35 protein-coding genes are annotated in these 26997 nt (G+C 57.5%); 33 read left to right on the top strand and 2 right to left on the bottom strand.

Annotated elements, in window-relative coordinates:
- The first annotated feature begins 17 nt into the window (after nt 1-17).
- The 32 genes from G7K71_RS02840 to G7K71_RS02685 all read left to right on the top strand — a co-directional run bounded on the left by G7K71_RS02840 (nt 18) and on the right by G7K71_RS02685 (nt 22130).
- A complete protein-coding gene (locus G7K71_RS02840; RefSeq protein WP_166343329.1) occupies nt 18-845 on the top strand; it encodes a hypothetical protein in 828 nt (275 codons plus the stop codon).
- On the top strand, nt 829-1389 hold the full coding sequence (locus G7K71_RS02835; RefSeq protein WP_166343327.1) for a hypothetical protein: 561 nt from the start codon (nt 829-831) through the stop codon (nt 1387-1389). The genes G7K71_RS02840 and G7K71_RS02835 overlap by 17 nt, the downstream gene beginning before the upstream one ends.
- Nucleotides 1390-1396: 7 nt before the next feature.
- A complete protein-coding gene (locus tag G7K71_RS02830) occupies nt 1397-1657 on the top strand; it encodes a hypothetical protein (RefSeq protein ID WP_166343325.1) in 261 nt (86 codons plus the stop codon).
- On the top strand, nt 1657-4326 hold the full coding sequence (locus tag G7K71_RS02825; protein WP_166343323.1) for an AAA family ATPase: 2670 nt from the start codon (nt 1657-1659) through the stop codon (nt 4324-4326). The genes G7K71_RS02830 and G7K71_RS02825 overlap by 1 nt, the downstream gene beginning before the upstream one ends.
- Before the next feature lie 81 nt (nt 4327-4407).
- Nucleotides 4408-5124: a BRO family protein gene (locus G7K71_RS02820; RefSeq protein ID WP_166343321.1), complete on the top strand. Its 717-nt coding sequence runs from the start codon at nt 4408-4410 to the stop codon at nt 5122-5124.
- A gap of 25 nt (nt 5125-5149) precedes the next feature.
- Nucleotides 5150-6247, top strand: a complete 1098-nt coding sequence (locus G7K71_RS02815) for a hypothetical protein (RefSeq protein ID WP_166343319.1) — start codon at nt 5150-5152, stop codon at nt 6245-6247.
- Between the two features lie 39 nt (nt 6248-6286).
- Nucleotides 6287-6607: a hypothetical protein gene (locus G7K71_RS02810; RefSeq protein WP_166343317.1), complete on the top strand. Its 321-nt coding sequence runs from the start codon at nt 6287-6289 to the stop codon at nt 6605-6607.
- 163 nt (nt 6608-6770) lie between these two features.
- The gene (locus tag G7K71_RS02805) at nt 6771-7574 is read left to right on the top strand and encodes a hypothetical protein (RefSeq protein WP_166343315.1); all 804 of its coding nucleotides are present in this window, start codon (nt 6771-6773) and stop codon (nt 7572-7574) included.
- Between the two features lie 65 nt (nt 7575-7639).
- Nucleotides 7640-8038: a copper amine oxidase N-terminal domain-containing protein gene (locus G7K71_RS02800; protein ID WP_166343313.1), complete on the top strand. Its 399-nt coding sequence runs from the start codon at nt 7640-7642 to the stop codon at nt 8036-8038.
- A 75-nt stretch (nt 8039-8113) separates the two neighbouring features.
- A complete protein-coding gene (locus tag G7K71_RS02795; protein WP_166343311.1) occupies nt 8114-8308 on the top strand; it encodes a hypothetical protein in 195 nt (64 codons plus the stop codon).
- Between the two features lie 140 nt (nt 8309-8448).
- A complete protein-coding gene (locus G7K71_RS02790; RefSeq protein ID WP_166343309.1) occupies nt 8449-9270 on the top strand; it encodes a hypothetical protein in 822 nt (273 codons plus the stop codon).
- Between the two features lie 15 nt (nt 9271-9285).
- A complete protein-coding gene (locus G7K71_RS02785; protein ID WP_166343308.1) occupies nt 9286-9783 on the top strand; it encodes a hypothetical protein in 498 nt (165 codons plus the stop codon).
- Nucleotides 9723-10055 carry a hypothetical protein gene (locus G7K71_RS02780; protein ID WP_166343306.1) on the top strand — a complete coding sequence of 111 codons (333 nt, stop codon included), beginning with the start codon at nt 9723-9725 and terminating at the stop codon, nt 10053-10055. Before G7K71_RS02785 ends, G7K71_RS02780 begins: the two co-directional genes overlap by 61 nt.
- Nucleotides 10056-10796: 741 nt before the next feature.
- Nucleotides 10797-11279, top strand: a complete 483-nt coding sequence (locus G7K71_RS02775) for a hypothetical protein (RefSeq protein ID WP_166343304.1) — start codon at nt 10797-10799, stop codon at nt 11277-11279.
- 195 nt (nt 11280-11474) lie between these two features.
- Nucleotides 11475-11906, top strand: a complete 432-nt coding sequence (locus G7K71_RS02770; RefSeq protein WP_166343302.1) for a hypothetical protein — start codon at nt 11475-11477, stop codon at nt 11904-11906.
- Between the two features lie 128 nt (nt 11907-12034).
- A complete protein-coding gene (locus G7K71_RS02765; RefSeq protein WP_166343300.1) occupies nt 12035-12700 on the top strand; it encodes a hypothetical protein in 666 nt (221 codons plus the stop codon).
- Between the two features lie 76 nt (nt 12701-12776).
- The gene (locus tag G7K71_RS02760; protein ID WP_166343298.1) at nt 12777-13094 is read left to right on the top strand and encodes a hypothetical protein; all 318 of its coding nucleotides are present in this window, start codon (nt 12777-12779) and stop codon (nt 13092-13094) included.
- An 85-nt stretch (nt 13095-13179) separates the two neighbouring features.
- Entirely contained in the window at nt 13180-13749 is a 570-nt protein-coding gene (locus G7K71_RS02755) for a DUF6927 domain-containing protein (protein ID WP_166343296.1), read from the top strand.
- A gap of 370 nt (nt 13750-14119) precedes the next feature.
- Nucleotides 14120-14353, top strand: coding sequence for a hypothetical protein (locus G7K71_RS02750; RefSeq protein WP_166343294.1), 234 nt, complete (start codon nt 14120-14122; stop codon nt 14351-14353).
- Nucleotides 14346-14543, top strand: a complete 198-nt coding sequence (locus tag G7K71_RS02745; protein ID WP_166343292.1) for a hypothetical protein — start codon at nt 14346-14348, stop codon at nt 14541-14543. The genes G7K71_RS02750 and G7K71_RS02745 overlap by 8 nt, the downstream gene beginning before the upstream one ends.
- Before the next feature lie 112 nt (nt 14544-14655).
- Nucleotides 14656-15078: a JAB domain-containing protein gene (locus G7K71_RS02740; protein WP_313884871.1), complete on the top strand. Its 423-nt coding sequence runs from the start codon at nt 14656-14658 to the stop codon at nt 15076-15078.
- Between the two features lie 76 nt (nt 15079-15154).
- Nucleotides 15155-16006: an ArdC-like ssDNA-binding domain-containing protein gene (locus G7K71_RS02735; protein WP_166343288.1), complete on the top strand. Its 852-nt coding sequence runs from the start codon at nt 15155-15157 to the stop codon at nt 16004-16006.
- Nucleotides 16007-16334: 328 nt separating this feature from the next.
- The gene (locus tag G7K71_RS02730) at nt 16335-16760 is read left to right on the top strand and encodes a reverse transcriptase-like protein (RefSeq protein WP_166343286.1); all 426 of its coding nucleotides are present in this window, start codon (nt 16335-16337) and stop codon (nt 16758-16760) included.
- 101 nt (nt 16761-16861) lie between these two features.
- Nucleotides 16862-17137: a BrnT family toxin gene (locus G7K71_RS02725; protein WP_313884870.1), complete on the top strand. Its 276-nt coding sequence runs from the start codon at nt 16862-16864 to the stop codon at nt 17135-17137.
- Nucleotides 17138-17139: 2 nt separating this feature from the next.
- On the top strand, nt 17140-17433 hold the full coding sequence (locus G7K71_RS02720; protein ID WP_166343282.1) for a CopG family antitoxin: 294 nt from the start codon (nt 17140-17142) through the stop codon (nt 17431-17433).
- A 124-nt stretch (nt 17434-17557) separates the two neighbouring features.
- A complete protein-coding gene (locus tag G7K71_RS02715) occupies nt 17558-17737 on the top strand; it encodes a hypothetical protein (protein ID WP_166343280.1) in 180 nt (59 codons plus the stop codon).
- A gap of 53 nt (nt 17738-17790) precedes the next feature.
- Nucleotides 17791-18204, top strand: a complete 414-nt coding sequence (locus G7K71_RS02710; RefSeq protein WP_166343278.1) for a hypothetical protein — start codon at nt 17791-17793, stop codon at nt 18202-18204.
- A 66-nt stretch (nt 18205-18270) separates the two neighbouring features.
- Nucleotides 18271-19650: a hypothetical protein gene (locus G7K71_RS02705; protein WP_166343276.1), complete on the top strand. Its 1380-nt coding sequence runs from the start codon at nt 18271-18273 to the stop codon at nt 19648-19650.
- A gap of 117 nt (nt 19651-19767) precedes the next feature.
- Nucleotides 19768-19962 carry a hypothetical protein gene (locus G7K71_RS02700; RefSeq protein ID WP_166343274.1) on the top strand — a complete coding sequence of 65 codons (195 nt, stop codon included), beginning with the start codon at nt 19768-19770 and terminating at the stop codon, nt 19960-19962.
- Between the two features lie 168 nt (nt 19963-20130).
- Complete coding sequence (locus G7K71_RS02695) at nt 20131-20469, top strand: hypothetical protein (protein ID WP_166343272.1); 339 nt, start codon at nt 20131-20133, stop codon at nt 20467-20469.
- A gap of 258 nt (nt 20470-20727) precedes the next feature.
- Complete coding sequence (locus G7K71_RS02690) at nt 20728-21171, top strand: zinc finger domain-containing protein (protein WP_166343270.1); 444 nt, start codon at nt 20728-20730, stop codon at nt 21169-21171.
- A 140-nt stretch (nt 21172-21311) separates the two neighbouring features.
- Nucleotides 21312-22130 carry a hypothetical protein gene (locus G7K71_RS02685; RefSeq protein WP_166343268.1) on the top strand — a complete coding sequence of 273 codons (819 nt, stop codon included), beginning with the start codon at nt 21312-21314 and terminating at the stop codon, nt 22128-22130.
- 885 nt (nt 22131-23015) lie between these two features.
- Here G7K71_RS02685 and G7K71_RS02680 read toward each other — a convergent pair.
- Both G7K71_RS02680 and G7K71_RS02675 read right to left on the bottom strand, forming a co-directional pair.
- Nucleotides 23016-24326 (bottom strand): IS110 family transposase, encoded by a 1311-nt coding sequence (locus G7K71_RS02680; protein ID WP_166343266.1) that lies wholly within the window; start codon nt 24324-24326, stop codon nt 23016-23018.
- 215 nt (nt 24327-24541) lie between these two features.
- Nucleotides 24542-25744 (bottom strand): stalk domain-containing protein, encoded by a 1203-nt coding sequence (locus tag G7K71_RS02675; RefSeq protein WP_166343264.1) that lies wholly within the window; start codon nt 25742-25744, stop codon nt 24542-24544.
- Between the two features lie 350 nt (nt 25745-26094).
- Here G7K71_RS02675 and G7K71_RS02670 point away from each other — a divergent pair, with 350 nt between their 5' ends.
- The gene (locus tag G7K71_RS02670; RefSeq protein ID WP_166343262.1) at nt 26095-26949 is read left to right on the top strand and encodes a tyrosine-type recombinase/integrase; all 855 of its coding nucleotides are present in this window, start codon (nt 26095-26097) and stop codon (nt 26947-26949) included.
- Nucleotides 26950-26997 lie beyond the last annotated feature (48 nt).

Here is a 26997-nt window from a genome sequence, read left to right as displayed (position 1 = left end):
TAAAGGAGGGAGTGTCATTGGAAGCTGTACGAAAATTTATCCAGGAAATGGTAGACAGGATAAAAACGCTCTGGCAGAAGTCCCCCCACCTGGTTTTTATAGGGGGGATAGGGCTGTTTGCCCTGCTGGTGATAGTGGTAACTCTTATCGGTAGAGTACACCCGAACCCGCCGGTCAGTCAACCGGTCAACCAGCCGGTGCGCCAGGAGCAGGCCGCGCAGCGAGAGGGACGGCCGCAGCCGCAGCAGGCGCAACAGCAACCGCAACAGCAAACGCAACAACCGCAACAACCACAACAGCAGCAGGAACAGCAGCAGTCCGGCGGCCAGGCCGTGGTGAGCTGGCAGGGCATTTACCCGCAGGTTGCCGGTCCGGTGGAACTGGTCCTGTTTAACGGGACGTCCCTGGCCGGTACGGACTATTCCCATCCCGGCCTGCTGATCCGGCCCGGCAAGAACAGCGGGAGCGACTATACAGTGTCAGTCGTTTTTCCCCTGGGCGGGCGGTATTCCAGGGTCACGTTTACTTTGGCACAGCCCAATAGCATGGGGAACTTAAATCAATACGCCTACGGCACGGCCCTGGAGATCAGCGTGGACGGGGAAAGAGTCCTGAACCGGGATATAATGAAGGACGCGCTGGTTTCTAAAGACGAGCCGGTGACCATCGAGTTGGCCGGTAAAAACCAGCTTGTGGTCAGGCTGGCCACCCACGGGAAGAAGGTTGAAAAAGACGGCTACACCAGCACTACGGACCAGTACGGGCCGTTCATGCCGGTGGTTTTAGCCGACCTCAATTTCACCCTGAAACAGAAAGGAGAGAGCGTCAGTGCGGTTCAGAACTAATTTCCTGGTGGCCGCCGTCCTGGTGGCTGTCATCCTAACGGTTTTTACAGTACACGCTGCAATGAAAACCGCTTCCACAGCTTCCAGGGCTGCTACCGGCGCAGTGAAAGGCGCGGTCAGCGGCCAGGGGGCCGTGAAGGGCGCGGTGGAGAATATGTCTCCGCGCGGGGCGGCTGAGACCTATACGCTGTACTACGGTGACGGCTTGTTTCCTTTACTGGTCAGCGTGACGCACCTGGACAATACTCCGCCGGAGGACGCCAGACTGGACCCTGGAGAGAAATTTACCTTCACCGCGCGTATTGGTGACAGCCTCATCGTACGGGCGGACCAGGACGCCCCGTATTACTACCAGCAGGCGGACGGCAGGGTAAAAACGGGGCACAACCTGGCACCGGGGTTGGAGTGGGCCTGCCAGTATACCGTGGTCAAGGGTACGGCTCAACCCGGTGAGCACCACCAGTGGGACACCGTATCCCGGACCGAGTCGAAAAAGATTTACATGGTAGGCGGCACCGAATTTTCCAGGATGATAGGGGAGTGATTGGGTCATGCACGGATTCGGTACCCTGTTGGAACTCATGATGCGGGCATTCATGTTTCTCTACGTCCAGGCGTGGCCCCTGGGAGCCGGTCTGATAGCGTGGTCCCTGATTTCCGGGGCCACGCGCAACGGCTTCCTGGCGGCCCTGGTCGGTATAACAGTATTTTCTGCGGCCGTCACGTACCGGTTCTTCAGCCGATACCCTTCGGCCTGGCCTACGTGGAAGCGGCACTTCAGGATTCTAATTACAAGGAAGGTGAGTGAGTAATGAACAGGAATCCCCAGTACGTCCAACCGGACTGGCTGGACACCAGCGCCTACTACGTCCTGCGGGCGGCGGACTTCATGTGCCGCCACTGGCCGGTGTCCTTTTCGGCCCTGGTGGGACTGCTCCTTGTGGCCCTGTTGCAAAACGGGCTGGCGGGCGCGGCGGCAGTGCTCATGGTGGGGGCCGGTGCGCTCTACGAGTACCGGTTCCTCCCGCCCGTCCCGGAGGACGCGCTTTCCCAACCCCAGCCGGAGGGCGTCCCGCAGGGGCAGCCGCTGGCCGGTGGAAACCGGCTGCCTGCAGGTGTGGAATACTTCCCGAAGAAGCAGCCCGACCCTGCGGCCTTTGACAGGATCATCGGTTTAGAGAAGGCTAAGGAGGCCACCAGGGACGCGCTCGTTGCCGCCCTGGACCCGGCACAGCGGGAGAAATTCCAGCGGTACGGTATCAGGCCGCCAAAAGGGCTATTGTTGTACGGCCCTCCCGGTACTGGGAAAACATCATTTGCGCGGGCTGCCGCTGAGATGTACGGCACGGCGTTTTATGTGGTGAACGCCAGCAGTATTATTTCCGGCTACGTGGGCGGGACGGAAGAAAATATCAGGAGTTTATTCGCCTACGCCAAGGCCAACCAGCCCAGCGTCATCTTCTTTGACGAGTTTGACGCCATCGGCCAGAAGAGGACTGGGCATTCAATCAACAGCCCGTCCGACCTGGCCATAAACACCCTTTTAGCCTGCCTGGACGGTTTCTCCGGCAGTGACGGGGTGTTCGTCATCGCGGCCACGAACAGGCCGGATACCCTGGACGAAGCGTTGACCAGGCCGGGGCGCTTCGATCTGAAGGTGGAAATCGGCAACCCGGACGAGAAGGCCAGGTTGAAGCTGTTCGAGTTGTACCTGAAAGACCGGCCCAATAATGTGAGCAGGGACGACCTGAAGTACCTGGCCCGTGTCACGGACGGCACGTCCCCCGCCGGGATACGGGCGGCGGTTGACCGGGCGGCCCTGTTCGCGGCCAAAGAGGGCGTCGAGATCACCCGCCAGCACGTGCTGGACGCCCTGAGGGACGTCACCGGGAGGGGCGCGCAGGTGAACGCCCGCCCGGTGGAGGAAGTCTTAAAAGAGCTGGACGCCATGCCGGGGCTGGCAGGGGTGAAGCAGCAGGTGCGGAGGCTCATGGCGCTGGCCGAGGCGCAGGTGAAGAGAAGGGAGCAGGGGCTGCCGCCGTTGAAGCAGAGCCTGCACATGGCCTTTGTCGGCAACCCCGGCACGGGTAAGACCACCGTTGCGAAGCTCATCGGGGAGCTTTTCGCCGGTCTGGGCCTTTTGAACTCCGGGCACCTGGTCACGGCGTCCAAGTCTGACCTGGTGGCCGGTTACGTGGGCCAGACCAGCGGGGCGGCCAGGCGGGTCATCGAGAAGGCCCTTGACGGCGTGCTGTTCATCGACGAAGCGTATGAGCTGGCCGACCAGGGGTTCGGCAGTGAAGCTATTACTGAGATTATCCAAGCGATGGAGAACCAGCGGGACCGCCTGGTGGTCATCGTGGCGGGGTACAGCGACGTGGTTGAAAAACTCAACAAGGTGAATGAAGGCTTCAAGTCCCGTATCGGCCAAATAATCGCCTTCGACGACTACAAGGCTGTTGAACTGGCTCAAATTGCTGCCCTGGTCGCGAAGGGGCAGGGGTTTGCCCTGGCCGACGACGCGCAGACCGTTCTCCTGGCCCACTTCCGGCAGGTGGAAGGCCAGATTGGTCGGTTGGGCAATGGCCGTTACGCCCGGAATGTCGTGGAAAAAGCTATTTCGGCGGCCATCGAGAGAGATCCGGCGTCCAGTATGATCACCGGGGCCGACGTCGCGGCGGCTGTAGGCCAGGCGGTGGCGAAAACCCGCTCCCTGGATGAAATCTGGGCCGAAATCGACAGCCTGGTGGGCCTCTCCAGCGTGAAATCCTTCCTCCGCGAAGTGGAGGCCGTTGCAAAGGCCAACGTCGCCCGCCGGGAGAAGGGCCTGCCGTCCCTGAAGCAGTCCATGCACATGTGCTTTTTAGGCAACCCTGGTACGGGCAAGACCACCGTTGCCCGCCTGGTAGGAGAACTGCTGGCGGCCCTGGGCGCTTTGCCTTCGGGCCACCTGGTGGAAGTTGACCGCTCCAGCCTGGTGGCGGGCTATGTGGGCCAGACGGCGCAGAAGGTGCGGGAAGTGCTGGACAGGGCTATGGGCGGCGTGCTGTTTATCGACGAGGCGTATTCCCTGGCCCGCGGCGGCCCGCAGGACTTCGGGGCCGAAGCGTTGGACACCATTATAAAGGCTATGGAGGACTATAGAGATAAGCTGGTGGTTATCCTGGCCGGTTACACCAGGGAAATGCAGGACCTGTTCCGGCTGAACTCCGGCCTTGAAAGCCGGATAGCGTTCACTTGCGAGTTTCCCGACTATACGCCTGAAGAACTGGTGGAAATTGCCCGGCTGGAGGCCAGGAAGCAGGGGTTTGTCCTGAGTGACAGCGTGGGACCCGTCCTGCTGGAAATATTCCGGCAGGCTGATACCGGCAGCCTGGGCAACGGCAGGTACGCCCGCAAGCTGGTGGAACAGGCGGTCAGGAAGGCGGTGCTGGCTGGCAGGGCGGACACGCTGGAACCGGAGGACTTCGCGCAGAGCTAACATCGGTCAAATTGTCCGAAGTGCACCCGGCTGAAAAGGCCGGGCTTTTTTCTTTTTTTAGCGGAAGGAGGTGAGACCGGCATGAAAGGCCCGAGAAAGCAGTCTGAATACAGGCTGGTCAAGTCCGAACCGTTCGGCACTGTTGTCTGTAATTTCTACGAGTCCAGAAACGGCGAAGTGTGGTTGACCAGGCGGCAGATAGGGGAAGCGCTGGAGTATAAATATCCGGAAAACGCTATCAAAAACATCCACATGCGGTATCGGGAGCGGCTAGACAAATTTTTAAGGGTAGCCCAAATTGAGCTACCCTCTGGCGGAATCCAAAAGGTGGTTTTATACACATGGAAGGACGTCTACGAAATCTGCCGTTGGAGTAATAAGCCAAAGGCCAACAAATTCATTGACTGGGTTTGGGATGTACCGGAAGCCATCCGTCAGGGCCGGATAACATACGAAGTACAGCGGGCCGTCGGCAAGATCACCAGGCGTACCCTGACCGACAGCATCAAAGAGTCCGGCCTGAATGAAGAAATGCACGGGTGGGGCTACAAAGCGGTGACTGATCTGGTCTACAAAGCAGTGCTGGGCATGACCGCCAGGCAGTACCGGGAAACGCGCGGACTGCCTGTTGACGCGAATGTCCGGGACTACCTTGACAGTTTCCAGCTATCCCGTGTCGAGAAGGCGGAAAAACTGGCCCACGCGCTGGTTGACGCGGGCGCGGGCTACGAGCAGGTTAAAAAGTATTTGTTTGATTTCTTCAGGTACCCTGTGCTGGTCGAAAAGTCTGGTAGGTAAAAAATCAAACAAGGAGGGGATTATCATGAAAAAGCTGGCAGTATCGATTATCGCGGCGTTACTGGCGGTAGTTGTACCCTTGGCGGCATTTGCCGGTTCGTCGGATAGGTTGGACTTTCAAAGCACGGTTTTATACAAAGACGGTATTTTATACGCCTACGATTACTGGCGCAGCGACCACATCACCCTTCACATCCCGCCGGGGGTGAAAGTTTACGGCCAAATGGTCAGGTCCGATCTGGAAACGGCGGTGTTCACCCCGGTCACGGAATCCGGCACGTACAATCTGAAAAGCAGCGGCAGAGATTACAGTTTCAGCTTAATGGTGGCCGCGCTTTCCGGGACCGGCGATGTCGTCGTCGACATCGGCGGCAGAAAAGAGGTGATACACGTCGACAGCGCCGTTTCAGGGAAGCCGGTTATAAAACTTCCTGATTTCAGAATAAGCTACACTTTGCCGTACAGTCTGTCGGCTACGGGAAATATCGTGCTGAATAAAAAAGCGACAGAACAGCTTCAGGATGACTATTACCGGCACCGCGACATTTGGGGATACCGAGCTGCCGACGGCGGGCTTCTTGACGGCACAATGCACCTGTCCTATCAAATGCCTGAAGTTACTTCCGGCACTGTCCGTGGTCCTGCCTTCGGTTTCCCCTTCTGCCCGGCCAGCGTGCAAGCCTGGCTGGACAAAGTAAAGAAAACACCGGAACCGCCGCCCAAACCGCCCAAACAGCCGGAACAGCCGACCAAACCCGGCCACAGCAGCCTGCCTGCTGCTTCAGCACTCGGTGCGCTCCTTGCAGGCGCGGCCTGGCTGACCCGGAAGAAGTGGTTGCCGCTGCTGCCGCCTTTCAGGGCTGTATACGTATCGCTGTCGCTTCAGGAGACTGCGCCCGGCACCGTGGCGGTCACCTACGAACCGAAGCGGGGGCCGAAACAGGTAACGGCACAGCTACGGGCAGGTACCGGTACATTGGCCGAAATAACCCTGTCGAAAGGTGAGACCAGGCAGGTTGAACTCCCGCCGGGGTTTGCCGGGACGGTCACGGTGCAGGTGCGGAAGTACCGGAACCTGTCCAGAGAAAAGTCTGTCACCGTTGATTCCGCAGGCCCGGCATAATCCTGTCGGGCCTGAAAGCCCAGGTAAAGGAGGGGGAGCATGAAAACAAATACACAGGAAGCAATCAAAACGGACCGGACGGCTGCGGAAGGCGGACCCACCCGCGCAAAACCAGCCGTGGACATGCGGGACGTGGCCGCCGGTCTGAAACGGGTGTGCAGGGCGCTCTGGCGTACCTACGCGCTTATCTGGTGGACGGTGGAGAGCCTGCTGTGGGCGGCGGGTATTCTCTGTTTCGTGACCGTGACGATTCTTGGGGCGAATTATCTCACCGGCGGCCATATTCACCTGCTCAACCAGGCTGCCGGGTACATCACGGCGGGGTGGGATTACGTGTCCAGGCTGGTCGCGGGCAGGTGACTTTTTACAGGGTATTTTGTGCAATTTTTTGTAAGGGGGTTGCACACGCCCCGTAAAGTCTATGTGCAACTCCCTTAAAATATTTACACACAACCGCCTCCTTATGATATAATCATGTATGCAACCAGAATGTATAAGTTGCACATGAATGGGGGCGGCAGTAATGACGCTGGCAGAAGCGTTAGAAATTCTCCGGCTCGACGGCGAATATACCGCTGAGGCGGTTGCAGCAGCCTACCGGCGCAGGGCGAAGGAGTGCCACCCGGACGCCGGGGGGAGTATGGAAGAAATGGTGCGGCTCAACCAGGCCAGGGACGTGGTAATGGATGCGATAAAAAATGGGTGGACCGGTCCCAACTTCTTCTCCGGCACATCATCCGGCTTTTCCGGTTTTGGGGCGGATATATGGGAGCACCTGCGCAGGCGGTATGAAGAATCCCGCAGGGGTGAACAAGAAAGGCAGCAAAATGAAGAATGGGATGAATGGAAGAAACAACGAGAAGAACGCAAAAAACGTAGAGAGGCTTTAAGGTTATATACTAAAGGAGCGAAGGCAGCCTTTAAGCGTGACGTGTCCAGGTTTAAAGAAATGCTCTCGAATGTTTTTAAAGAAAATGACCACAACCCGGCGGTTTACGCGGCTTTTATACAACTGTTGAACGAAGCTGGATACAGCAGAACGGAGACCGGCTACCAGCGGTACGAAGAATTTTACGCCGTACAGAAGCGGTTTCAAGAAATTTACACCGACAGCAGCACGTACCAGGCGCGTTTCCGCCAGCGGAAGGACGGCAGCTTTGCAGGCCCTTACTGGTACAGGGTAGTCAAAGATAAAGAGAAAGGGGTGAGATATGAGTACGTGGGCAGGCGGCTTCCTGAGACTGCTTACGAAGAACCTTCAGCCGAGAAGAGAAAAGAAAAGTGTATGGAGATGGCCCGGAAGTGGGTCAAAGAGAAATTTTATTAAGTCCGGCTTTTTACAGCCGGGCTTTTTCTTTTTGTAGAGCTTTTCGAGAAGGAGGTGAATACGCCATGCGCGGTAAAGCTGTTTTTGTGTTGCTGCTGGCCTTAATCGTCCTGGCTGCTGCCGTACCTGCCTTCGCCTACGAAGGCCCCGCGCCGTACACCACAACCGGGGGTGTTTTCATGGTGCCCCTCCGGTGGCTGGCTGAAGCTAACGGTGCGGACCTGCTGGTGGGTACCGACGGCAGTGTGATGGTGACCACCCGGAAGGTGGAACCGCCCGTACTGGACGTGTTTTACGTGCCGGTCAAGCCGGGCAGGACGCTGGAGCGGGTGACCGTTTTCCGGGTCGGCCAGGCTAAAGCGTGGGTGAGGGGCGTCGAAATCCCCATGCCTGCGCCCGCCGAGGTCAGGGACGGCAGGCTCTTCGTGCCGGTGCAGTTCGCGCTCCTGGCCACGCGGATATAGCAGTGAGGCCCGTACGGAACAATTTCCGTGCGGGCTTTCTCTTTTTTAAAAATCAGCAGAAAGGAGTTGGCAGCAGTGGGCCACCTCATCAGACCCGGTTCTGTGGTGGAGGTTTCCTACCGGGACACCGGCCTGTACCCGAAAACCTTTACCGGTGTGATAGAGAAGGTGTACCCGAAATTTGCCGTTGTCTGGACTACCGGCGGCTACAGGACGACCATACACGTGACGGACTATGGCCTGGTCAAAAAGGCGGGTGACGGCGGATGAAGCTGCTTTTCGTTTAAAATTCCGGCTGAAAAGGCCGGTTTTTTTATTTTCAGGGGCGGCTGAAACTGCCGGGGAAGGCGGGTGATATTGTTGGCGGCCTGCCGCCCTGAAAATAAACAGACAGGGGAGTGAGATTAACAATGAGTACCATTATCAAGCCTGAAGGATTCACGCAGGAAGCCAATCGCTGGGAGTATCTTCATTTTGCGAAGCAGCAGGGCTATACCGTCCCTGCCGTGGTGGAGAAGGTGACCTTTCCCGAAACCCTGAACACCGCAGTCTGGGAGCTGGACCTGGGCGGCGGGGTTAAAGGCATTGTACCGGCCAGCGAATCGGGCCTGGACGACCAATCGTTAATGCTCCGCTATGTCGGTCAGACCGTGCACGTTAAAATTAAGGCCCTTGACCGGGAGAACGGCATTGTCGCCTGCTCCCGGAGGGAAGCCGTGGCGGACGCCGCTGAAAAGCTGTTCGCGGCCCTGAAGCCGGACATGGTGGTGGATGTGGTTGTGAAGGCCGTCCTGCCGCCCGACCCCGTGAACGGCAAGCCGTCCCGTCTGGTGGTGGACGCCGGGGGCGGCGTGCTGGTAGAAGTCCCGCGGGCTAAGGCCACGAGAAACCGCGCAGCCAAATTGAGCGAGTTGTTCAGGCCGGGTCAGGCGGTAAAGGCCAAAGTGGTGCAGGTGGACGCCCAGACCGGCACCATCCGGCTGGACATAGCCGCCCTGGAGGCCGACCCGTGGGCCGGTTCTTATAAGCGCGGGGACGTAGTGGCCGGTACGGTGCTGACGCAGCAGGGCAGCACGGTGTTCGTGGAAGTGAAGCCCGGCCTGGTAGGCATAGCTCCCGCACCCCTGCGGGGCGTTTTGCGCAGGGGTGAGAGAGTGGCCTGCATGATCACTGTCTTTGACCCGGCGGCCAAAAAACTGCACATGAGGATCAGGGGCAGGCTGGCCCGGTAGAAGGCGGTGGTCCGGGTGGCGTACGTCAGCGTTGACCCGGCGAAGCCGCCCGGCATACTCACTTCCCGCCGGGCGGCGGCAGTGCTGGACTTCCTGGAGCAGTGCGCCGGGGCCTCCGAGAAGGCCCTGGCGCTGGTGTTCCCGGACGCAGCCGGATGTTTGAAAATCCTTCGCGGGACCGGCTACGTCCGGCGGTGCTTTTTACCGGGACAGGAACCCCTGTGGGTACCGGCCAGCAGCCCGGTACCCGTGAAGGAGACCTACATGGGCCGGTTGGCCCTGGGCTGGCTGGCCTGCCGGGCGAAGGAGGCGGGGTGCAGGGTGTCTGCGGGATATGTAAAGTTCCCCGGCGGGCAGGTGTATAAAATGGCCTGGTGGCCGGGGGTGCTGCCGGACTGCCCGGCGGTGGTGGTGTCAGTGAACGGTAAAACGCCGAAGGGGGGTGGACAGCTGTGGTGGACGACGCTGGAAAGACTAAGGACACTGAAGCTGAAAGACGCGCTGATGCAGTAATATGGCCGCTGGTTTTCGTGGCTGCCATGATACGCGGGGCAGTGGTCGCGGCGCTGGCCCTGAGCTGCGGCCTTCTGGCGGCCTGGGCAGCAGTGGACGCGCACCGGGTGCACGCTTTCGTGCTGGGCAGCGTGCTGGGCGGCTTTGCGTTTTTAAACCAGTGCCGCCTGGAAGAAGATGACAACTTCCGGCTCCGGCTGGCAGGGCTGCTGCTGGGCGTCCTGGTCGGGCTGGGCAAACTGCTCCCCGTCGCGCAGCGGTACCTTTTCTGATTTCCGGCCCGGCGGGGGCCGGAGTACATAAAAACGGTGTTGACTTTTTGGGGCGCTGTGCTATACTGGTAGTACAGGGTTTTCCTGGCCGTTTTTAAACATTCGCCTTCAGGCGAACACTTCACCCTTTCGGGTGAAGGCCGTTTGGGCGGTCTTAGCACCGCAGTCTGGCCGGTCTCCCGGCTAGAGGCACGTGGTTGTCCTTTGACAGCGCGACGTGCCCGCAGCGCCCAGCGAAGAGGCGGAGTCAGGCGCAAGCCTGAAATCTTAACCATGTGAGACGAGACGTCCTTGCACAACAGGGGCGTTTTTGTTTTCCCGGCAGGTATACAGCCGTTAGGCTAGATATACAGCGGGCGTCCCCACACCCGCGCCTTTTATTCTTCCCGAGGGGAGGGATAGGGCGCGGGTATGCGTGGGGGTGCCCGCGCCGGGCGGCATGTTTATCGGGACTGTGGCGCTTATCCTGGCGGCCTGGGTTGCACGCACTGGTGCCTGGGTGCTGGTCAGGAGACGCGCCGGAGCGAGCTGACACTTTACCGGCGGTTTTCGCCGGTATATAAAACAAGTGCAGGACGGCCAGCCGCGTGAGTTTCTCCTAACGCATGGAGATTCCGGCAGCTCACGTTGGCTGGCCGTCTTTGCGTTTACATAGACCAGGGGCGGCGGCCCCAGAAAAATCACTCTTAGAAAGGGGTGGTTGAAGGGGTCGCCTGGCCGGAAAGGCGTGCCCCGGTGCCGATGGGAGCAGTTTTAAATCTTATTTGGGATTACAAGCGCGGGTATTACGTCAGTGAACGTCGCGCCCCCTTCCGTTACAGGGCGCGGCGGCTTTTAGAAAAGCAGGTCATCCCTACTGCCAGGGAGGTGGGTGCCGCTGTAGCGGCGGTTGCCGTCACGCTGGCACTGGTAACCCTGTCGCTGTTGGTCGTCGCGGGCCTGCTGGCTGAAAAGGCGCTGTTGCGCCTTAACCGCGTGCAGTACCCGCGCGTAGTAAAAAGAATTACGCGGGCTTCCCTGGGGCTGGCCGGCAAAAAGGCAGAACCAGGGTGGCTTGTGGTCGCGTTTATCCTGGCGGGAATACCTGCGCTGGCGGTATTTTTTGCGGCGGTAGCGGCGGCATACCTGCTGGCAGGGCTTTTCCTGATGGTGGGTAAATGGGCGAGAAAAGTCCTGACCCGGAAATTCGGGCTGGACTTTGACGAAATAACCCGGCCGTATTAAACGCGCCACTGATCGCACCGCCCGGCGACACCGCATTGACGGGGCACCGCCGGGCCGCGGAGCAGCACCCCCGTCCGACCGGGCGACACCGGGTAAGAGAGGGGCACCGTCCGGCGGCGGGGTCCAGGCCGGGGGAATCAAATTGTGAGAAGGGCTATTTAATGGCCTGAAAAAACAAAAAAGGGGGATTTTAAAATGTGGGACAAAGTGATCAAGCATGCGGGAAATCATCCTATCTGCCAAGTGTGCCAGGCGGCGGAGCTGCATCGTGAGGTTGACCTGGAGGGGTCATCCTCAACCCTGTGCTCGACGTGCGCCTTCGGGCAAAATGACTTAAAAACGGGCTTCAGCCGGAGTGATTTGGAGAAGATGGTACATGATGTGAAAGAAGCGGCAGCGGTTTATCGTTCCATTACCGACCAGGTGGAAGCCTTGTTAGGTAAGTGGAAACATGCTCTTTATTGTTCGCCGCTGTATAACACGAGATTGGGAAGAGAAATGTGGCAGTTGTATACCTACCCCGGGTGGGCTGGAGATCAGATTATCAAAATCCTTTCTCTTCTTTTAGAACACGCAGATCCGGCAGCATCGCCCGAAATAATGTACTGGGTCAGGCGCGAAAAGTAGAACGCAAAACCGCCGCAAGAAATTAAGAGGGACAAAGGAAGAGAGTCATGTGTGTATAATTAAGGCCGCCGCTGGTGGTTAAACCACCTGGCGGCCTTAAAATTCCAATATCGGAAAGGAGAACCCCTATGCAAAAACTTATGGGAGTGTTGATTAACACCGCCGAGATAGAGACCGCCGCCCACCGTGCCTATGCGTCCAGGTGCAAAATCTACGACCTAGACGCCCGGATCAAGGCCCTGGAGGCGGCCATCCCCCCGAACCAGCGTACCAGCTCCCCCGAGCTGGTGAAGCTCCACCAGGAGCTCAACCAGGCGCGGGCCGAGTACGCCGCCAGCGAAGCGAAGCTGGAGGCGTTAAAGGCCCGCCACGCCGGTGCCGTCGCGCTGGCGAATCTGCTGGCCGCGATGGTACAGGCCGGGAAGGACACCGTTGAGCTGGAAGCGGCCATAGCGGAGGCGCTGGGCGAGAAGCAGGTGCCACCGGCCAAGCAGGGCCAGGCCGACAGCCAACCGGCCCAAAATGCCCAGGCCAACGACGGCACCGAGACCGGCACCTTCACGGTGCTGGAAGTCCGGTCCGGCAAGTCCCCCGGCGTGGTCCGGGCCTACTGCCAGGCCATAGACGGCACCAAACACGCCGTCTACGCCAAAAACGGCGCAGGCCAGGCTTTGACTGTGGGCAAGATGGTAAAGATCAGGTACCGGCAGGGTGAGAAAGGGTTGATTGCCCTTTCAGTTTCCCCTGTCCAAACTAGTAATACCGGACTGCCGGATGACCGGCGGATAAGATAGGTTTCAGGCGGCCCGGCCCGCCTTCAACCTTCCGAAAGGAGGTGCGAAGGGGACGGGCCGGGCCGTCCCCTGGCGCATGAAACCGGTGGGAAGCCTGAAAGGAGACAGAATATCTCCGATAGGCAGGAACATAGCGGCTGGAGAATTCTATATCGCGTTACCGTACAAGCCGGTAAGGTTCTTCAGGAAATGGCCTACGCGGAAGCTGTGGGAGTTTTACTACCTTGTTGGCGAGGTAGCTGATGAGCTTAAATGGGACGCCGACCTGGCTACCGGCCAGGAGCGAATGAGGCTGCTATATTCGGCAGAGGAGGCCCGAAAGATACTGGTTTATATCACCACGGAGCTCATAGCCCGTGGCGTGAAAGTCGGTAAGAGCGGACTGTTGCAGTAGTTTCCCAGGCGGCCCGGCCCGCCTCAAACTCACTTCAATCAGGGAGGTGAGAGGGGCGGGCCGCCGGGGGCCTGCCCTTGAGGTTATGGGATGGACATTTACGCAGAAATACCACGGGGAAAGCATTAAGGAGTTTTTCAAAAAGGAGTTTGACTACCGGCGGGATGACGGCAGGTATGGTAGGGTCATCGACTGCGCCGTGGTCAACTTGAGCACCGCCTATATTGCCTACGAAATGGGAGACGGCACGGGAAAACGGGAAGTGACCGCTATTGTGTGCCTTCTCAGGTTCGTCCCGAACGCCCCGGACGGCTGCAACTTCGGCTACAAGGACATGACCGAAAACATGCACCCGTACTACTACGACTGCCCGGAGCGCATTTTAAAGCTGCTGACGCCCACGGACAATGAAAGCGCCCTCCGGTGGCGGGAGAAGTGCTGGGAGAACATACGTACCCGCAAGGCCCGCCCCAGGCTGGTAAAGGGCGCGGTAATCGAATTTACTGAGCCTATCACTTTCAGGAGTGGGCGGCAGGAAAGGACTTTCCGCGTGATTGACCCGCGCCGGTTGGTCTTTGAAAGCGGCGGTATGAGGTTTAAACTGCGCCGTTCGACTTTGCGGGAGAGAGAGTGGAAATTGGTCCAGGGAGCATAGGACTTCCGGCGGCCCGGCCCGCCTTCACCCAAAAATCTTTTCGAGGGGGTGATTGGGGCGGGCTGCCGGGAGTCCCGCCCTGGAACTATGTACGAAATAAGCTGTTACACGGATAGCTATGAAAAAATGCTAATAGAAGCACCTACGGCAGAAGAGGCCGTCCTGAAGGCGTATGGGTACACAAAATCCCCATACGTTTTGGTGTACGGCCACGGCGATTACCGCGTCATAAGAAGCCTGGACGGGCAAGTGAAGGTAATCCGCCAGCGCGAGTGGGTGCGTGAAAATTAATATCGGGTCTTTTCCGGCCCAAACCATTCTCAAGAAAGGAGGAATGGGGCGGGCCGGATGAAGGCCCGTCCCGGAAAGAATGAAATTTGAGAGGATCAAGCCGGGGGTGCTGTTCCGCACTCCGTGGCACAAGGAACACCTGTTTTATAAAGTCCCGGACCCCCAGCCGTGGCCGGAACTCGGTCCCTGCTCCACGTGCGGCACCATTGCCGTATGGAACGCAAGAGCAGTGGAGACCGACCACCTGGTGCACTTTTGCCGGGATGAGGAAGTCATCCCAGTGAAAGTAGAAGGGGGAAGGGGAAATGGCTAAAACCGAGTACCTGCAGGGCGATGACGCGCAGCGGCTTCTTAAAGGGGGCTACTGCGAAGCCTGCCTGCGCCCGGCCAGGGAATGGGCCAGATCAGACCGTTTCGGGGGTTGTCTGGTCCACGGTGATTACGACCGGGACGGCAACCTGTGCGGCTTCTTATGCCCTCAATGTGCGGGAGCAGAAAGTTAAATCAGGAGCCTGACCGGGCTACCCGGCCCGCCAAAATTCCCACGGAAAGGAGGGAATGGGGCGGGCCGGATGGGTCCGCCCCATAAGTATGCCCGCAAAGAGAGTACAAATAGTGAGCTTAAAGATGATCAGGGAATCAAACGTGATGTACTCCGCACGGAGAATAAAAAGCCCGGAGGACGTTATTGACCTTACCGGGAGGTTTCTGGAGGACGCCGACCGGGAGAAGTGCCTGGCGGTATACCTGAACAACAAGAACGAACCCAACGCGATCCACGTGGTCAGCGTGGGCACTTTAAATTCGTCACCGCTGCACCCGCGGGAAGTGTTTAAGGCCGCCCTGCTCTGCAACGCGGCGGCGGTGATCCTGGTCCACAACCACCCGAGCGGTGATCCTGCCCCTTCACCGGAAGATGTAGCCGCAACGAAGAGACTGGTCGAAGCGGGGAATGTGCTCGGGGTTGAGCTGCTTGATCACATCGTGGTCGGCAGGGACGGGGAGTTTGTTTCGCTGAAAGGACGGGGGTTAATTTAACCAGGGCCGACCGGCCCAAACCATTTCCACGGAAAGGAGGAAATGGGGCGGGCCGGGACGGTCCGCCCCGCAGTCCATGACGATTACCGAGAAAGTGCAAGAAGCTCTGAACCGCCTTTTGGAGATGTTCCGCACCGGAGACCTGCCCGCCGCCGTAGCCCGGACCGTCATCCGGGCGAAGGCCGGGTACGAGAGGCCGTCCGACAGGTGGAGCCTGGGCAACCGACTGCTTATGTACCTGGCCGGGACGGAGGATGCCAGGGGGTTCAGGCAGTGGGAAGAGGTAGGCAGGCATGTCAGGAAGGGCGCCAAGGCATTCTACATCCTGGCGCCCTGCACCAGGAAGAAAACGGTCAGGGAGCGGGAGGTGGACACGGAGACCGGCGAGGTCCGGGAAGTGGAGCGGGAGCGCACGGTCATCACCGGCTTCCGGTGCGTCCCGGTCTTTCGGTACGAAGATACCGAAGGTAAACCCCTGCCGGAAGCGGACTATACTCCCCCGGAACCGCCGCCCCTGTTCGACGTGGCCCGGAAATTTGTGGGTGACGTGAAATACCGGCCCTTCGTGGGCAGGTATTACGGCTATTTCGACCCCGCCAGGGGTGAGATAGTCCTGAGTACCCACGACGCGCATACCTTCTTCCACGAGCTGGCCCACGCCGTCCACCACCAGGTGAAGCCGGGCGGGTTAAAGCCGGGCCAGCACGCGGACCAGGAAATTGTGGCCGAAGTAGTGGCCGCCGCCCTGTGCGAGATGTACGGCTTTTCCGGCTACATCTGGCACGGGTGGGAATACATCCGGCACTACGCCGGTCAGGACGAGCGGAAGGCCCTGAAGGCCGTAATGGGCGTCCTGGCCGACGTGGAAAAGGTGCTGGACGTTATCCTGGGCGCGGCGGAAGAAGGAGAAGGGAGGGAAGCGGCGTGATACACTACAACGTAGTTTCCGCTGCAGCCAACGGTAGGCCGATGGTTGTCGAGTTTCCGAACGGCTACCGTGCCGGGTTAGGCCATGGCTGCCTGATATTATGGAAGGGTAGCCAGGGCTACGAGGTTTGCCGCTCACGGAAAACAGCCCGTGAGTGGCACAAGCTCGGTCTGAGTGACCGAGAGATAAAAGCGTGTTACGACAAGTATATGAGGATAAAAGGCTAATCGAGATGGCCCGGTCAGGGGGTAAAACCCCGACTGGAAAGTGAAGGCGGCGTAATAGTCAGGCCATTACGGCCCAAACCCAATTCCCGAAAGGAGGAAGGGTGCGGGCCGTGTGGCCCGTGCCCGTATACATGAAACACGTCGAGATCCACTGCGACGGTTCCCACCTGCCCTGGAACGGTACCGCCTATGGGGGCTACGAAGCCAGGGTTGACGGCCAGATTACCCGCCGGTGGAAGGGCCGGGTAAAGGCCGCCGATTCCCTGGAAGCGGAGTTTCAGGCGGTCATAAGGGCCTTGAGGTGGGCAGTCAAGAAGGGGTACCAGCACGTGGTGGTCTTTACCGACTGCATGGCGCTGGTCAGGATGGTCCGCGCTGGTGCCCGACCGGGCGGGAAATATGCCCGGTTTATCCGGCGGGTGGCGGCGCTGGTAAAACTGATCGGCAGCGTTTGGTTTCAGTGGGTGCCGAGAGAAAGAAACCGGCAGGCCGACATGCTCTGCCGGGCGGCAAGGAAGTATGCTTGAGGTCTGGGCCGGGAGAACTTATACCCCGGCCCTTTCATTAATTAGGGCTATTGTATTGACAATAGCAATATGCGGACTTAAAATGGAAATGGGTGTTGTCGGTGAAAATAAGCCGGTTTGAGTGGGACAAGTGGAATGCCGGGCACATTGAAGAAAGACACGGGCTTACCCCTGAAGAGGTTGAAGGAGTCTTTTCCGACCGCCCGGTGGTCCGCAGGGTCCGGGGTGGAAGGTTCGCCGCCTACGGACAGACGGAGGGAGGCCGTTACCTGACGGTGATTTTCCAAATCAAGCCCGGCGGTGTTATCCGCGTTGTCACTGCGAGGGACATGAACAGGTGGGAGCGCCGATACTACCTGCAAAGGAGGCGAAATTAACAATGGCGAAAACCCTTCCGGAGTTTAAAAGCGAAAAAGAAGAGGCTGAATTCTGGGATACACACAATTCCCTGGACTACATTGAAAGCGATGAACCCGTTGAAATGGAGCTTGACCCCGAACTGGCCGCAAAAATCCGCGAGCGGGCACGGACCAAACAGGTGACCCTGCGTCTGCGGGTGTCCCAGATAGAGGCGGTAAAAGAGATAGCCAGGAGGAAGGACATCCCCTACCAGACCCTGATCCGGTCGTGGATTGCGGAAGCCATACGCCGGGAGCAGGGCGGCGGGGCATAACATAAACCAAAGACCAGAGGGAGACCACTGGCCGGGTATTTTTACCCGGCCTTATCTCTCTGCGAAGAGATGCCGGGAGTTTACGAAAACCCCGGCCTTTCTTTTTTGGGAGGTGACGTAGCGGATGGGGAGAGACCTGGAAGAGATTATCGCTGAACTCATGTCCCGCCTGCCCCACTACCGGGACGACCCGTACTGCCGTGGGGTGTGGGACGGGGCCATGATGGTGATCGCTCACTACGCCCCGGATCTGTTTTACAGGCTACTCCGGGAGCGGGCGAAAGCTGAAACAAAGGAGAGTTAGGCCGGTAGAAAAACTTCCGGCCTGTAAAATTAAAATCCAGGGAGGAATGAAGAATGCAGGTAAATGAGTTTTTAACTGGTGAAATGTCCAGGGGGATGTCTGAGCGAAACGTGGCCGCTATCAGCATGATCCATGTCGCGTGCCAGTATGCGGAGACCAGGGAAGTAACACCTGCGGAAGAGTATTTCATTCGAGACTTAATCCCTATGATCGAGCAGGAGGACCTGACCAGCGAGCAGGTAGCGAGGCTGCTGGTGATGGGGCTGGTAGAGATCGGACAGAAGGCCCTGGACGCGGACGACATGGACGAATTTCTGCTGGTCCTGTCGGATATTATCGCTGTGGCCGCCTACTTGAAGGTTACGGGGCGCGTTGACCCGGGCTTTTTGGGTGAGCTGTACGACATGATTGCTGGTACGGTCGCGCTGCTGGCGGCATATACTCAGCCAGACAGTTTCATTAACTAGAAAAGGAGAGTTGGGCCGGAAGAAAAAACTTCCGGCCTTTTTAATTTTTCAGGGAGGGATGCTCGAATGACCGGCTACGAAAAAATTAAAGCCCTGGCCAGGGATAGGAACTGCCCGGTAAGGGACCTGCTGGCCCTGGCCCCCAAGAACGACCCTTACTACGCGGGAAGTGAGGGGAGCAGGCAGAAAGCGGAGTGGTTCGCCAGCCTGTGGCGCAGTTTCGGTTACGAAGGCAAGACCGGCATTCACCTGCGCCGGGTGCACTACCAGCTTGTGAGCCAGCCGGACCCTTTAAGGTGGGACGGCAGGCCCTACGAGAACACCGAAAACAACTGGAAAGACTTATGCGAGGCGGGTAAACAGGCCCGCTACCTGGGCCTGGTGGACCCGGAAGCCTTCGTTGACCGGAGGAACCCGGAGCCGCACATCTTCCGGCCTGCCGATTACCCTGAGCGCCCCGGCTGGCGCTCTACCGGATGCTGGTGGTTCATGCCTGAGATCCGGGCCGACCTTTCCGGGGACCTGGACTGGTCGCTGCCCTGGTTTGAAATTACCGGGTTTGAGTACAGTGAATCCATGCAGCCGTACCACCTGGAGGTTTGGGTGGAAAAAAGCACGATGGACGACGTGCTCATCCCAATTTGCCGGGGTTACGGCGTCAACCTGGTGACCGGCCTGGGCTTCATGAGCATTACCAGCGTCATCGCCCTGATCCGGCGGGTTGCCGGGTCGAGGAAGCCGACCAGGATTTTCTACGTGTCCGACTTCGACCCGGCGGGGGACGGGATGCCGGTGGCCGTGGCCAGGCAGATCGAATACTGGCTGAACCAGTACGCGCCGGGCCTGGACGTGAAGCTCAACCCCATCGTCCTGACCAGGGAGCAGGTGGAAAAGCACCGCCTGCCCCGGATCCCGGTCAAGGACTCCGACCGGCGGAAAGCGCATTTCGAGGAACGCTACGGTGAAGGCGCTGTGGAGCTGGACGCGCTGGAGGCCCTTTACCCCGGTGAACTGGCGCGGATAGTGGCTGAGAACATCAGGCGGTTCAGGGACGAAAAACTGGCCCGGAAAGTCCAGGAGGCGAAGAGAGAGTTTGAGCGGCGTTTGGAAGAGGCATGGAAGAAAAACGTCTTGCCGTACCGGGGCAAACTGGACGAGTTGAGGGAAAAAGTAGAAATTGTGGCAAGGTACTACCAGGACAAACTTTACGACCTGAAGTGCCGGATGGAAGATGATTTATACGAGTATTCCCTGGAGCTGGAAGAGTTACGGCAAGCCGTAGAGAAGGCGGTGAACGAAATCAGCGTGGAGGCCCCGGAGCTTCCCGAAGCGGAGACGCCGCCGGAGCCGGAAGATTGGCTTTTTGACAGCTCAAGGAGCTACGAAGAGCAGCTTGCGGCGTACCGGGAGCGGAAGAATGGGAACGCTGAAAGAGAAGAGGATTGAGACCGGCTTATCCGGCCAACTGAATAATAATTAAGGCGCCCGGTTAGGGGATAAAGCCCTGGCCGGGCGTTTTTGCTTTTTAAGGGCCGGTTCCGGCGCGAAAGGAGGTGGCGTGCAGTGGTCGAGACGTGGGCTTACGGCGATAAGGCCGTCCTGTACTCCGAGGACGGCCGGGTGTGGCAGGCCGCCCTGGAAGCCGGGCTGAAGCCGATGGCCGAGTACCGGCGGCCCGATGGGGTGCTGTTCGCGAAGCAGTTTGTGGGAGACAGGGAGGCGGTGCGGGAAGTGGTGAAAAAGTATACCCCCGCGTAATCATTTAGACGAAAACGACCGGAGGCCGGTTTCTGGAAGCCTTGCAAATCAAGGCTTCCGGGCATGTACATTTCAAATTGTGAACCAAGCCTATATAGAAATACCTATCATCAAAAACCCCCTCTTAAAAACCCTTACAGAAAGAGGGCAGGAAAGGGTGAGTGCCGGGTGAAGCTGGTTACCTGCCGCTGGTGCGGGAAAGAATTTAAGCCGCGTAAGAACAGCCAGAAGTATTGCGACGATTGCCGTTCCGACCCGGAAGTGGAGAGGGCGCGGGCGCGGGAGCGGAAGCGGAAGCAGCTGGAGCGGAAAAAGAAAGCCGGTAAAAAGAACGACCGGCAGAAGAAAGAAAAGCGGTGCCTGTACTGCGGCAGGAAGCTCGACCCGTCGAGCAACCGCCAGGTCTGGTGCGAGAAATGCCGGAAAAACGGCTACCGCGACACCCGCGCCCTGTACATGAAAAAGTGGCGGGCAAAATGCCGGGTGACAGGGTGCCCCGGTGCGTAATCACTTAGACGAAAACGACCGGAGGCCGGCTTCTGGAAGCCTTGTAAATCAAGGCTTCCGGGCATGTACATTTCAAATTGTGAACCAAGCCTATATGATAATACCCGTCAGATTTGTGCCATTTTATACCAATCCGGGAAGCCAGTAAAATCAAGGCTTCCCGGATTCAGTTTTTTAGACGGCTTTCTAGAATGGCCTACAAAGGGCTTTTACCGTAATATCGTGATATTACGATAAATAGCAAGGGGGTGGTTATCCGTGAAAACGCCGGTGATTAGACCGCCTGAAGGTTTTTCCCTGGCTTTGCAGAAGGCCCTGGCCTGGTGCCCTTACTGTGGGGAGGAAAAACCTTTCGGCCTGGACAGCCGTTTGGGGTACGCCCGGTGTATGGGGTGCGGCATTTCCGAGCGGGACTTCTACGTGCGGCAGTTCAACGGCCTGTGGTCCGATGACGCGCTGGACAAATTTGTCCGCGCCGTGGAGAAGAGCCGCCGGAAATACGACAGGCCGTTCCCGTGGGAGACCGGCGTTATTGTAGGGGACCCCAACAAGTCTCAGGTCCCGTTTGACCCGGTGGGACGCGCGGGGAGTAAGTGCGAACGCTGCGGCAACCCTATCGAAGCCGTCAGCAACCGGCAGAGATATTGTCCCGAATGCGCAAAAATCATTCGGCGGGAGAAAAGGCGCAAAGAGAAGCAATGACAGTGCACCCGCTCGAACGTCTTGCCGCGCGGATGCGGCCCTGGCGGGAAGATAGCCGGGCGGGGCGTACCCCGGCCCAACCCCTCCTGTGTCGGGCTGAAGGCCCGGCTTTTTTTGTTTCAGGAGGGAGGTGACGCGCCGTGCGGAAAACCGCACTGTTCGCCCTGCTCCTGGCCGCCGCGGTCATGCTCACTCCGGTGGGCCGGGGTGAGGCTTCGGTAGTTAAATCCGTCTACGGCCCGACCATTTACACCTGGTCGGACGCCCTGGCCGGGGCCGGTGACATAACCCCGGATACCGCCGTGGTCCGCCTCCCGGACGGCTCCCTCACCACGGTACCGGCCGGCACGTGGACCCCCGACGGGGACGCCGAAGCGTGGTCCCCCGGCCTGGCGGGGAGACTGGACGCCCTGCTGGGGGCGCTGGTCGGAGCGGGCCTGGACCCGGAAACCCTGCGCGGGCTGGAGGTGTACGCCCTGCCCGCCTATACCCTGGCGCTGCTCGGCCAGGAGCGGGACCCGGAAAGCCCGCGCGTCGTGGCAGGGGTCTACCGGGAGGGGGCGGTGGTCCTGGCCGGGCTGTGGATAAACGCCGCCGACCAGACGTTCCTCCACGAGCTGGGCCACCACCTGGCGGACAGGGTGCTGGGCACGGCGGGCTACTGGTGGCCGGGCGGCACGGGGGAAAAGGCCGCCCTGCGGCGGGAATACCTGGCCCTGCGCGGCTACCCGCAGGACAGGCCGCTCAACGGCGTTTCCCAGGCGGCCCTGCCCTGGGGGGAGCGGGCCGGGGAGTGGTTCGCGGAGGACTTCGCCTACTGGGCCGCCTGGCGGGTGACCGGGATACGCCCGGACGCGGACAGCTACCTGGCCAGCCCGGGGCCGCCGGACGAAAGAGTGCTGGCATGGTTCGACAGGGTTTTTATCGGGTGTCAGGGTAATACTAGTACCCAACACTAGTATTCGGGGTGCAGGCTGACCGGGCTGGTCTTGCCCCCTTCGGACGGCTGGTGACCCGGACGAGTTTTGCCCGGCGATCCCTGGTGGTCGGGCCGCGCACCCCGGCCTGGTTTGCTTTGCGTCTGGGGAAGGTGTTGAAGGAAAGTTAAGGGGCGATACAATAAATTAAGACAAGGCCGCGTGCCCCGAGCAAAAAGGGCTTTGACACCGCTTAACTTATACAGTTAATTATTGAAAAGCGATCTGACGGCCAGGGCTGCGGAAAAGGCCCTGAAGAAACATGGGCAGTTGGCCCAACAGGACCGACCTGGAGGCGGCGGTGGAAAAAATAGCGTGGGAGTAATGCATTTGCTACTCTGTTTGCAATGGTGTTAAGTAACGGGTGCCTTCGGAGGTTAAAACTAAGGAGATAAGTTGCCTCTCTCAATAAGGTTGAAAAATCTTCGTTAATCTCACAATTTCAGCCATTTTCATTTTTCAGCAGGGCTATGACTGATAATGATGCCCAGTTATGCCTTTGTCTGGAAGGTGGTGTATACAGAAATACCAGGGCTGCTTGTGTGACAATTTTTCGCGCGCTCTTTTCTCCACACTTTACCCTGGCGATATACCCTCTCATGTCTCCCGGGATACCAATGAACCGTACCGGCTCCGGACTTTCCTTCGTCCCACCTGTCCAGGGGTGGAGGCCATTGTGCTACCTAACAGGGTCTACTTACCCTCATGGTTTGATTTTTGGCTCTCCGCGCTGCATGATTGTCAAGGTCCATGTGGCAAGGGCATTATAACGGTACAATGTTATGATGCAGCCAGCACCTTCCGCCTGCAGCCCGGTAGAACGGAAGGAAAGCCGTGGCAGGTACAGGCCGTTGCCTGGATACCGGCCTAAGCGGCTACTTTTGCCACTGGTCTAACCGGTTCGGCATGTACTAAGGCCGGATGGCTTTCAGGCAAAACCAAATCCCGGTTATACGCCATTCCCTTACGTGCCAGGGCAAAGATGATGCGCAAAAGCCTGCAGCAAATGGCCACCAAGGACTGCTTTCCTTTCAATGGGTTGTTGGGCCTGGTGGTGTAATAGTGGTGAAGTATCGAAAATTCCTGCGTTCTGGCCACCAAAACCAGGGCTACCCGGAAGAGCGCGCAGCGCAGCTTTGCTCTGCCCCGCTTGCTGATGCGGGTCCTTCCCTTGTGGGTGCCTGAACTGTTTTCCACCAGGTTCAGGCCGGCCAGCTTTATTAACTGCCTGGCATTGCGGTAGTTGTTCAGGTCGCCCACTTCGGAAACTATGGTGGCCACTTGCAGTATGCTCATTCCCGGGATGGTGAGCAGGTACCCGGCATAAGGGATTTCCCTCAACAGTTCTGCCAGGCGGGCCTCAACCAGCTCGCATTCCTTGAGGATTTCCTTGACCCGGCGTAGCTGGTAGCGGAGCTCCATCCTGGCGCCTTCAAGGCCATCTCTTACACCCACCGAGGTCCTGGCTTTATCCTTTAGGAGCTCAGCATGCTTGAGCCCGACCCGGTTATGAGTGGCCTGACTTAAAACGGCAGCCACTTCATCTACCGGCTTTTCAATGAGGTCAGCCGGGAAAGGGAAATTATCCAGGGCAGCCATGGCGGCCTTTCCTTCAACAGACTTGAAAACGTCTTGAAACTCCGGAAAATACAGGTCCAGAAGGGTGTTGATTCGCGCTTCGCTTTGTTGAAGTTCTTTGTTTAACCGTTCCCGGAAGTTGACGAGATTACGGATATCCGCTATTACGCCGGCTGGAATGTGCGGGATGTAGAAACGACCATCCCTGGCCAGGCGGGCAATTACCCCGGCATCCTTGTCATCCCGTTTGGTTGGTGAATTGTCGTCCAGTTCCTTGGCCTTTTTGACATGGTGCGGGTTGACCAGGACCACCGTAATCCCTTGCGTTTTTAAGACACAGGCTAAGGGGAGCCAGTAATGGCCGGTAGGCTCCATGGCCACCAGAACTTTAGACAGGCCGTGTTTAAACTGGACCGTCCTGATTTGCTGGACTAGATCACCAATGCCGGATATGGTATTCTGGAATGGGAACGGCTTGTGCAGTCCCTCCCCCCGGAAATTGATCATTTGGGCGTAGTGGGTATGCTTGGCCACGTCTACACCCACAATTAAGGTTTCAGGTGTGATCATGGCAAGCTTCTGGGAAAGGGGATTGTACATCGCTGATCCCTCCTGGTATTGGTGGTTTTGGGTTTTGGCATTTACACCATACCAGGATTTTTTCTTTCCCTCAAGCCCCACTACTCCTGATTACAGGAATGCTACTAAAATATATTGAGTGGGTAGTCCCTGTACATAATTTCCTGGTTCTACCCACTCATAACAACGAAGAACCAAAGAGATAAACTTAATTGAGGATTGTGCCTTGATGTAACTTATTCAAAATCTATGTTCTCAAGAATACCAAATGTAGCTAGAATATTTATGGTCATACCTGGTCTAAAAACTTTAGTTAAATCAAAAGAGAATTTTGGTGGGGGAGGAGATACCATCCAATTCGGGGGATATAAAATTTGATCCCCTTTTCGTATAGTTGTCCATTTACTTGGACGAAGAACAATGCGTCGACCAATATTGTAGTAAACGCCATAACGCTTTTCCTCTATTTTTTGAATAACCTTATCATTTGGAGCGACATAGTATCGGATTATTTTTATGATCAACTCATCCGGTTTCGCTTGCAGTACTTCCCCATATAGTCGCGGTGATGATATAACACCTACTTTTTCTATTGCAAGTATCCGGTTTTCTTTAAACCAGACGCTTACTTGTTGCCCTGTTTCAAACATATCAGCAATGTTGGTAATAATACCTGTAATATCGTAATTATTTACTATTAAAACAGAATCATTGTCTACTTGAAGCGTGATTTTTTTATTTACCAGTAAAGGATCAATTGCTCGCTGAAGTTCTATCGTAACCTCATTTGTCTTGGAGTTTAGTTCCGTGATGGCTCCATCTCCAACTTGGGCACCTTTAAGTTGGAGTGGGGTAAGCCGTTTTTCTAGATAATTATAAACTCCTTCCTCTAAGCGTGTAGGGGTAGCAACCGCAGTTTCATATAAAGGAGGATCATTGCTGAAATCCAAAATTTCAACTGCATTGCCCAGGGCGTTCCATTTTACCTCATAACCAAACACATTAGCCACATAGCGCGCAGGAAGAAAAACCCGACCATTGTACGAAACTGGAGCAGTATCCATTTCTTCTAATCCCCACCCGTAAGCACCGACGACTCCAAAGGTCTTGCTCCCTGCTGATAATCGCATAGTAACATTGCCTTTAGTAAGAGCTACCATGCCTTGATCATTTGAATACCCAGGAGGTATCTCAAAACTTATCCCATTTTCAGGAATTCCAATCGAATAAGCGAGAAAACGAACTGGCACTTGTACACGACCATTCGCGTCAATAAATGGGGCTACATCCATATTATATTGCTTGCCTTTAACATAGTAACTTTTTTCTCCCACTATGAACTTTGCAACTTCAATTGCTGCTTCAGCTTTCCATGCGAACATCAAGCAAATTACGAAAACACCCAACATTGTTCCTAGGAAAACTAGTATCCTTCGCATTTTTAACACCTCGTTTGGAATTAGCGATACTCTCTTTAAGCAATCTTTAACAATATTTGGAAGCAATTATTACATTATTGATTGACATACACATTCTCACATAGCAACGAACCTCCCTTAAGACTTTTTTTGTTTTTCTTACGGCATTATGGTTGTAAATCCTCTACCAGTTATAAATAAACTTATCGACATAATTTACAAAAAAACGACAAAGAAATGGTTGTTAACTTTTTTCGTAAAATGCACCTTTTGTGAATTAATTGCCCCGAAAAGGACGCAAAAGGGAGGCTGTAGAAAGCATTTAAGGCCGGAATTTCAATTCGCAAAAGGAAAATGGAGGGAAACGTCGAATGGATATACTGACCAGTTTCAAAAATAGCCTGCTGGCGAGAGGGCTTTCCCCCGGTACGGCGGCCATATATTTAGGCCACTTGCGCCGGTTCTTCGCGTGGGTGGAAGAGACCTACGGCGAACCTGACCCGGCGGCGGTCACTCCCCTGGATGTGGCCGACTACCGGCGCTTCCTGCAGAACCGGAACAGGAAACCGGCCACGGTGAACAACGCCCTGGACGCCATCGGCAGCTTCTTCGCCTGGGCGAAGGAAGCCGGTATCGTCCAGGCCGACCCCACGGAGGGCGTGAAGCGGCTGCCGGAGCAGAAACCGGCCCCGAAGTGGCTTTCCAGGAGAGAGCTGGGCGCCCTGGTGCGGGCGGTCCAGAAGTACGGGAGCAGGAGAGACCAGGCCCTGGTCACGCTCCTTTTACACACCGGGCTGCGGGTTTCCGAAGCAATTTCCCTGCGGGTGCAGGACGTGGTTATCCGGGAGCGTTCCGGCCACGTGGTGGTGCGACATGGCAAGGGCGGCAAGTACCGGGAGGTGCCCCTGAACGTTACGGCAAGGCGTACCCTGGGTGAGTACCTGGCAACCCTTTCGGGGGAGTGGCTTTTCCCCGGCAGGAACGGCGGCCCCATGACCAGGCGGGCGGCGGAGAAGGCCCTGGCGAAGTACGCCCGATTAGCAGGGGTGGAGGCGACACCGCACCGGTTAAGGCACACATTCTGCAAGATGCTGGTGGACGCGGGGGAAGCGTTGGATAGAGTAGCAATGCTTGCGGGACATGAAAACATGAACACCACGGCCAGGTACACCAGGCCCGGCAGGGCCGACCTGGAGGCGGCGGTGGAGAAGATTGCGTGGGAGTAACGGAAGGATCTTCAGGAGCGATGAGCACTTTATGTCTGTCTCGCGGGT

Source organism: Desulfofundulus sp. TPOSR (assembly GCF_011393055.1).
GTDB lineage: Bacteria > Bacillota > Desulfotomaculia > Desulfotomaculales > Desulfovirgulaceae > Desulfofundulus > Desulfofundulus kuznetsovii.
The sequence above is the reverse complement of the archived record's forward strand: the minus strand, read 5'-3'. Positions and strand labels throughout refer to the sequence as shown.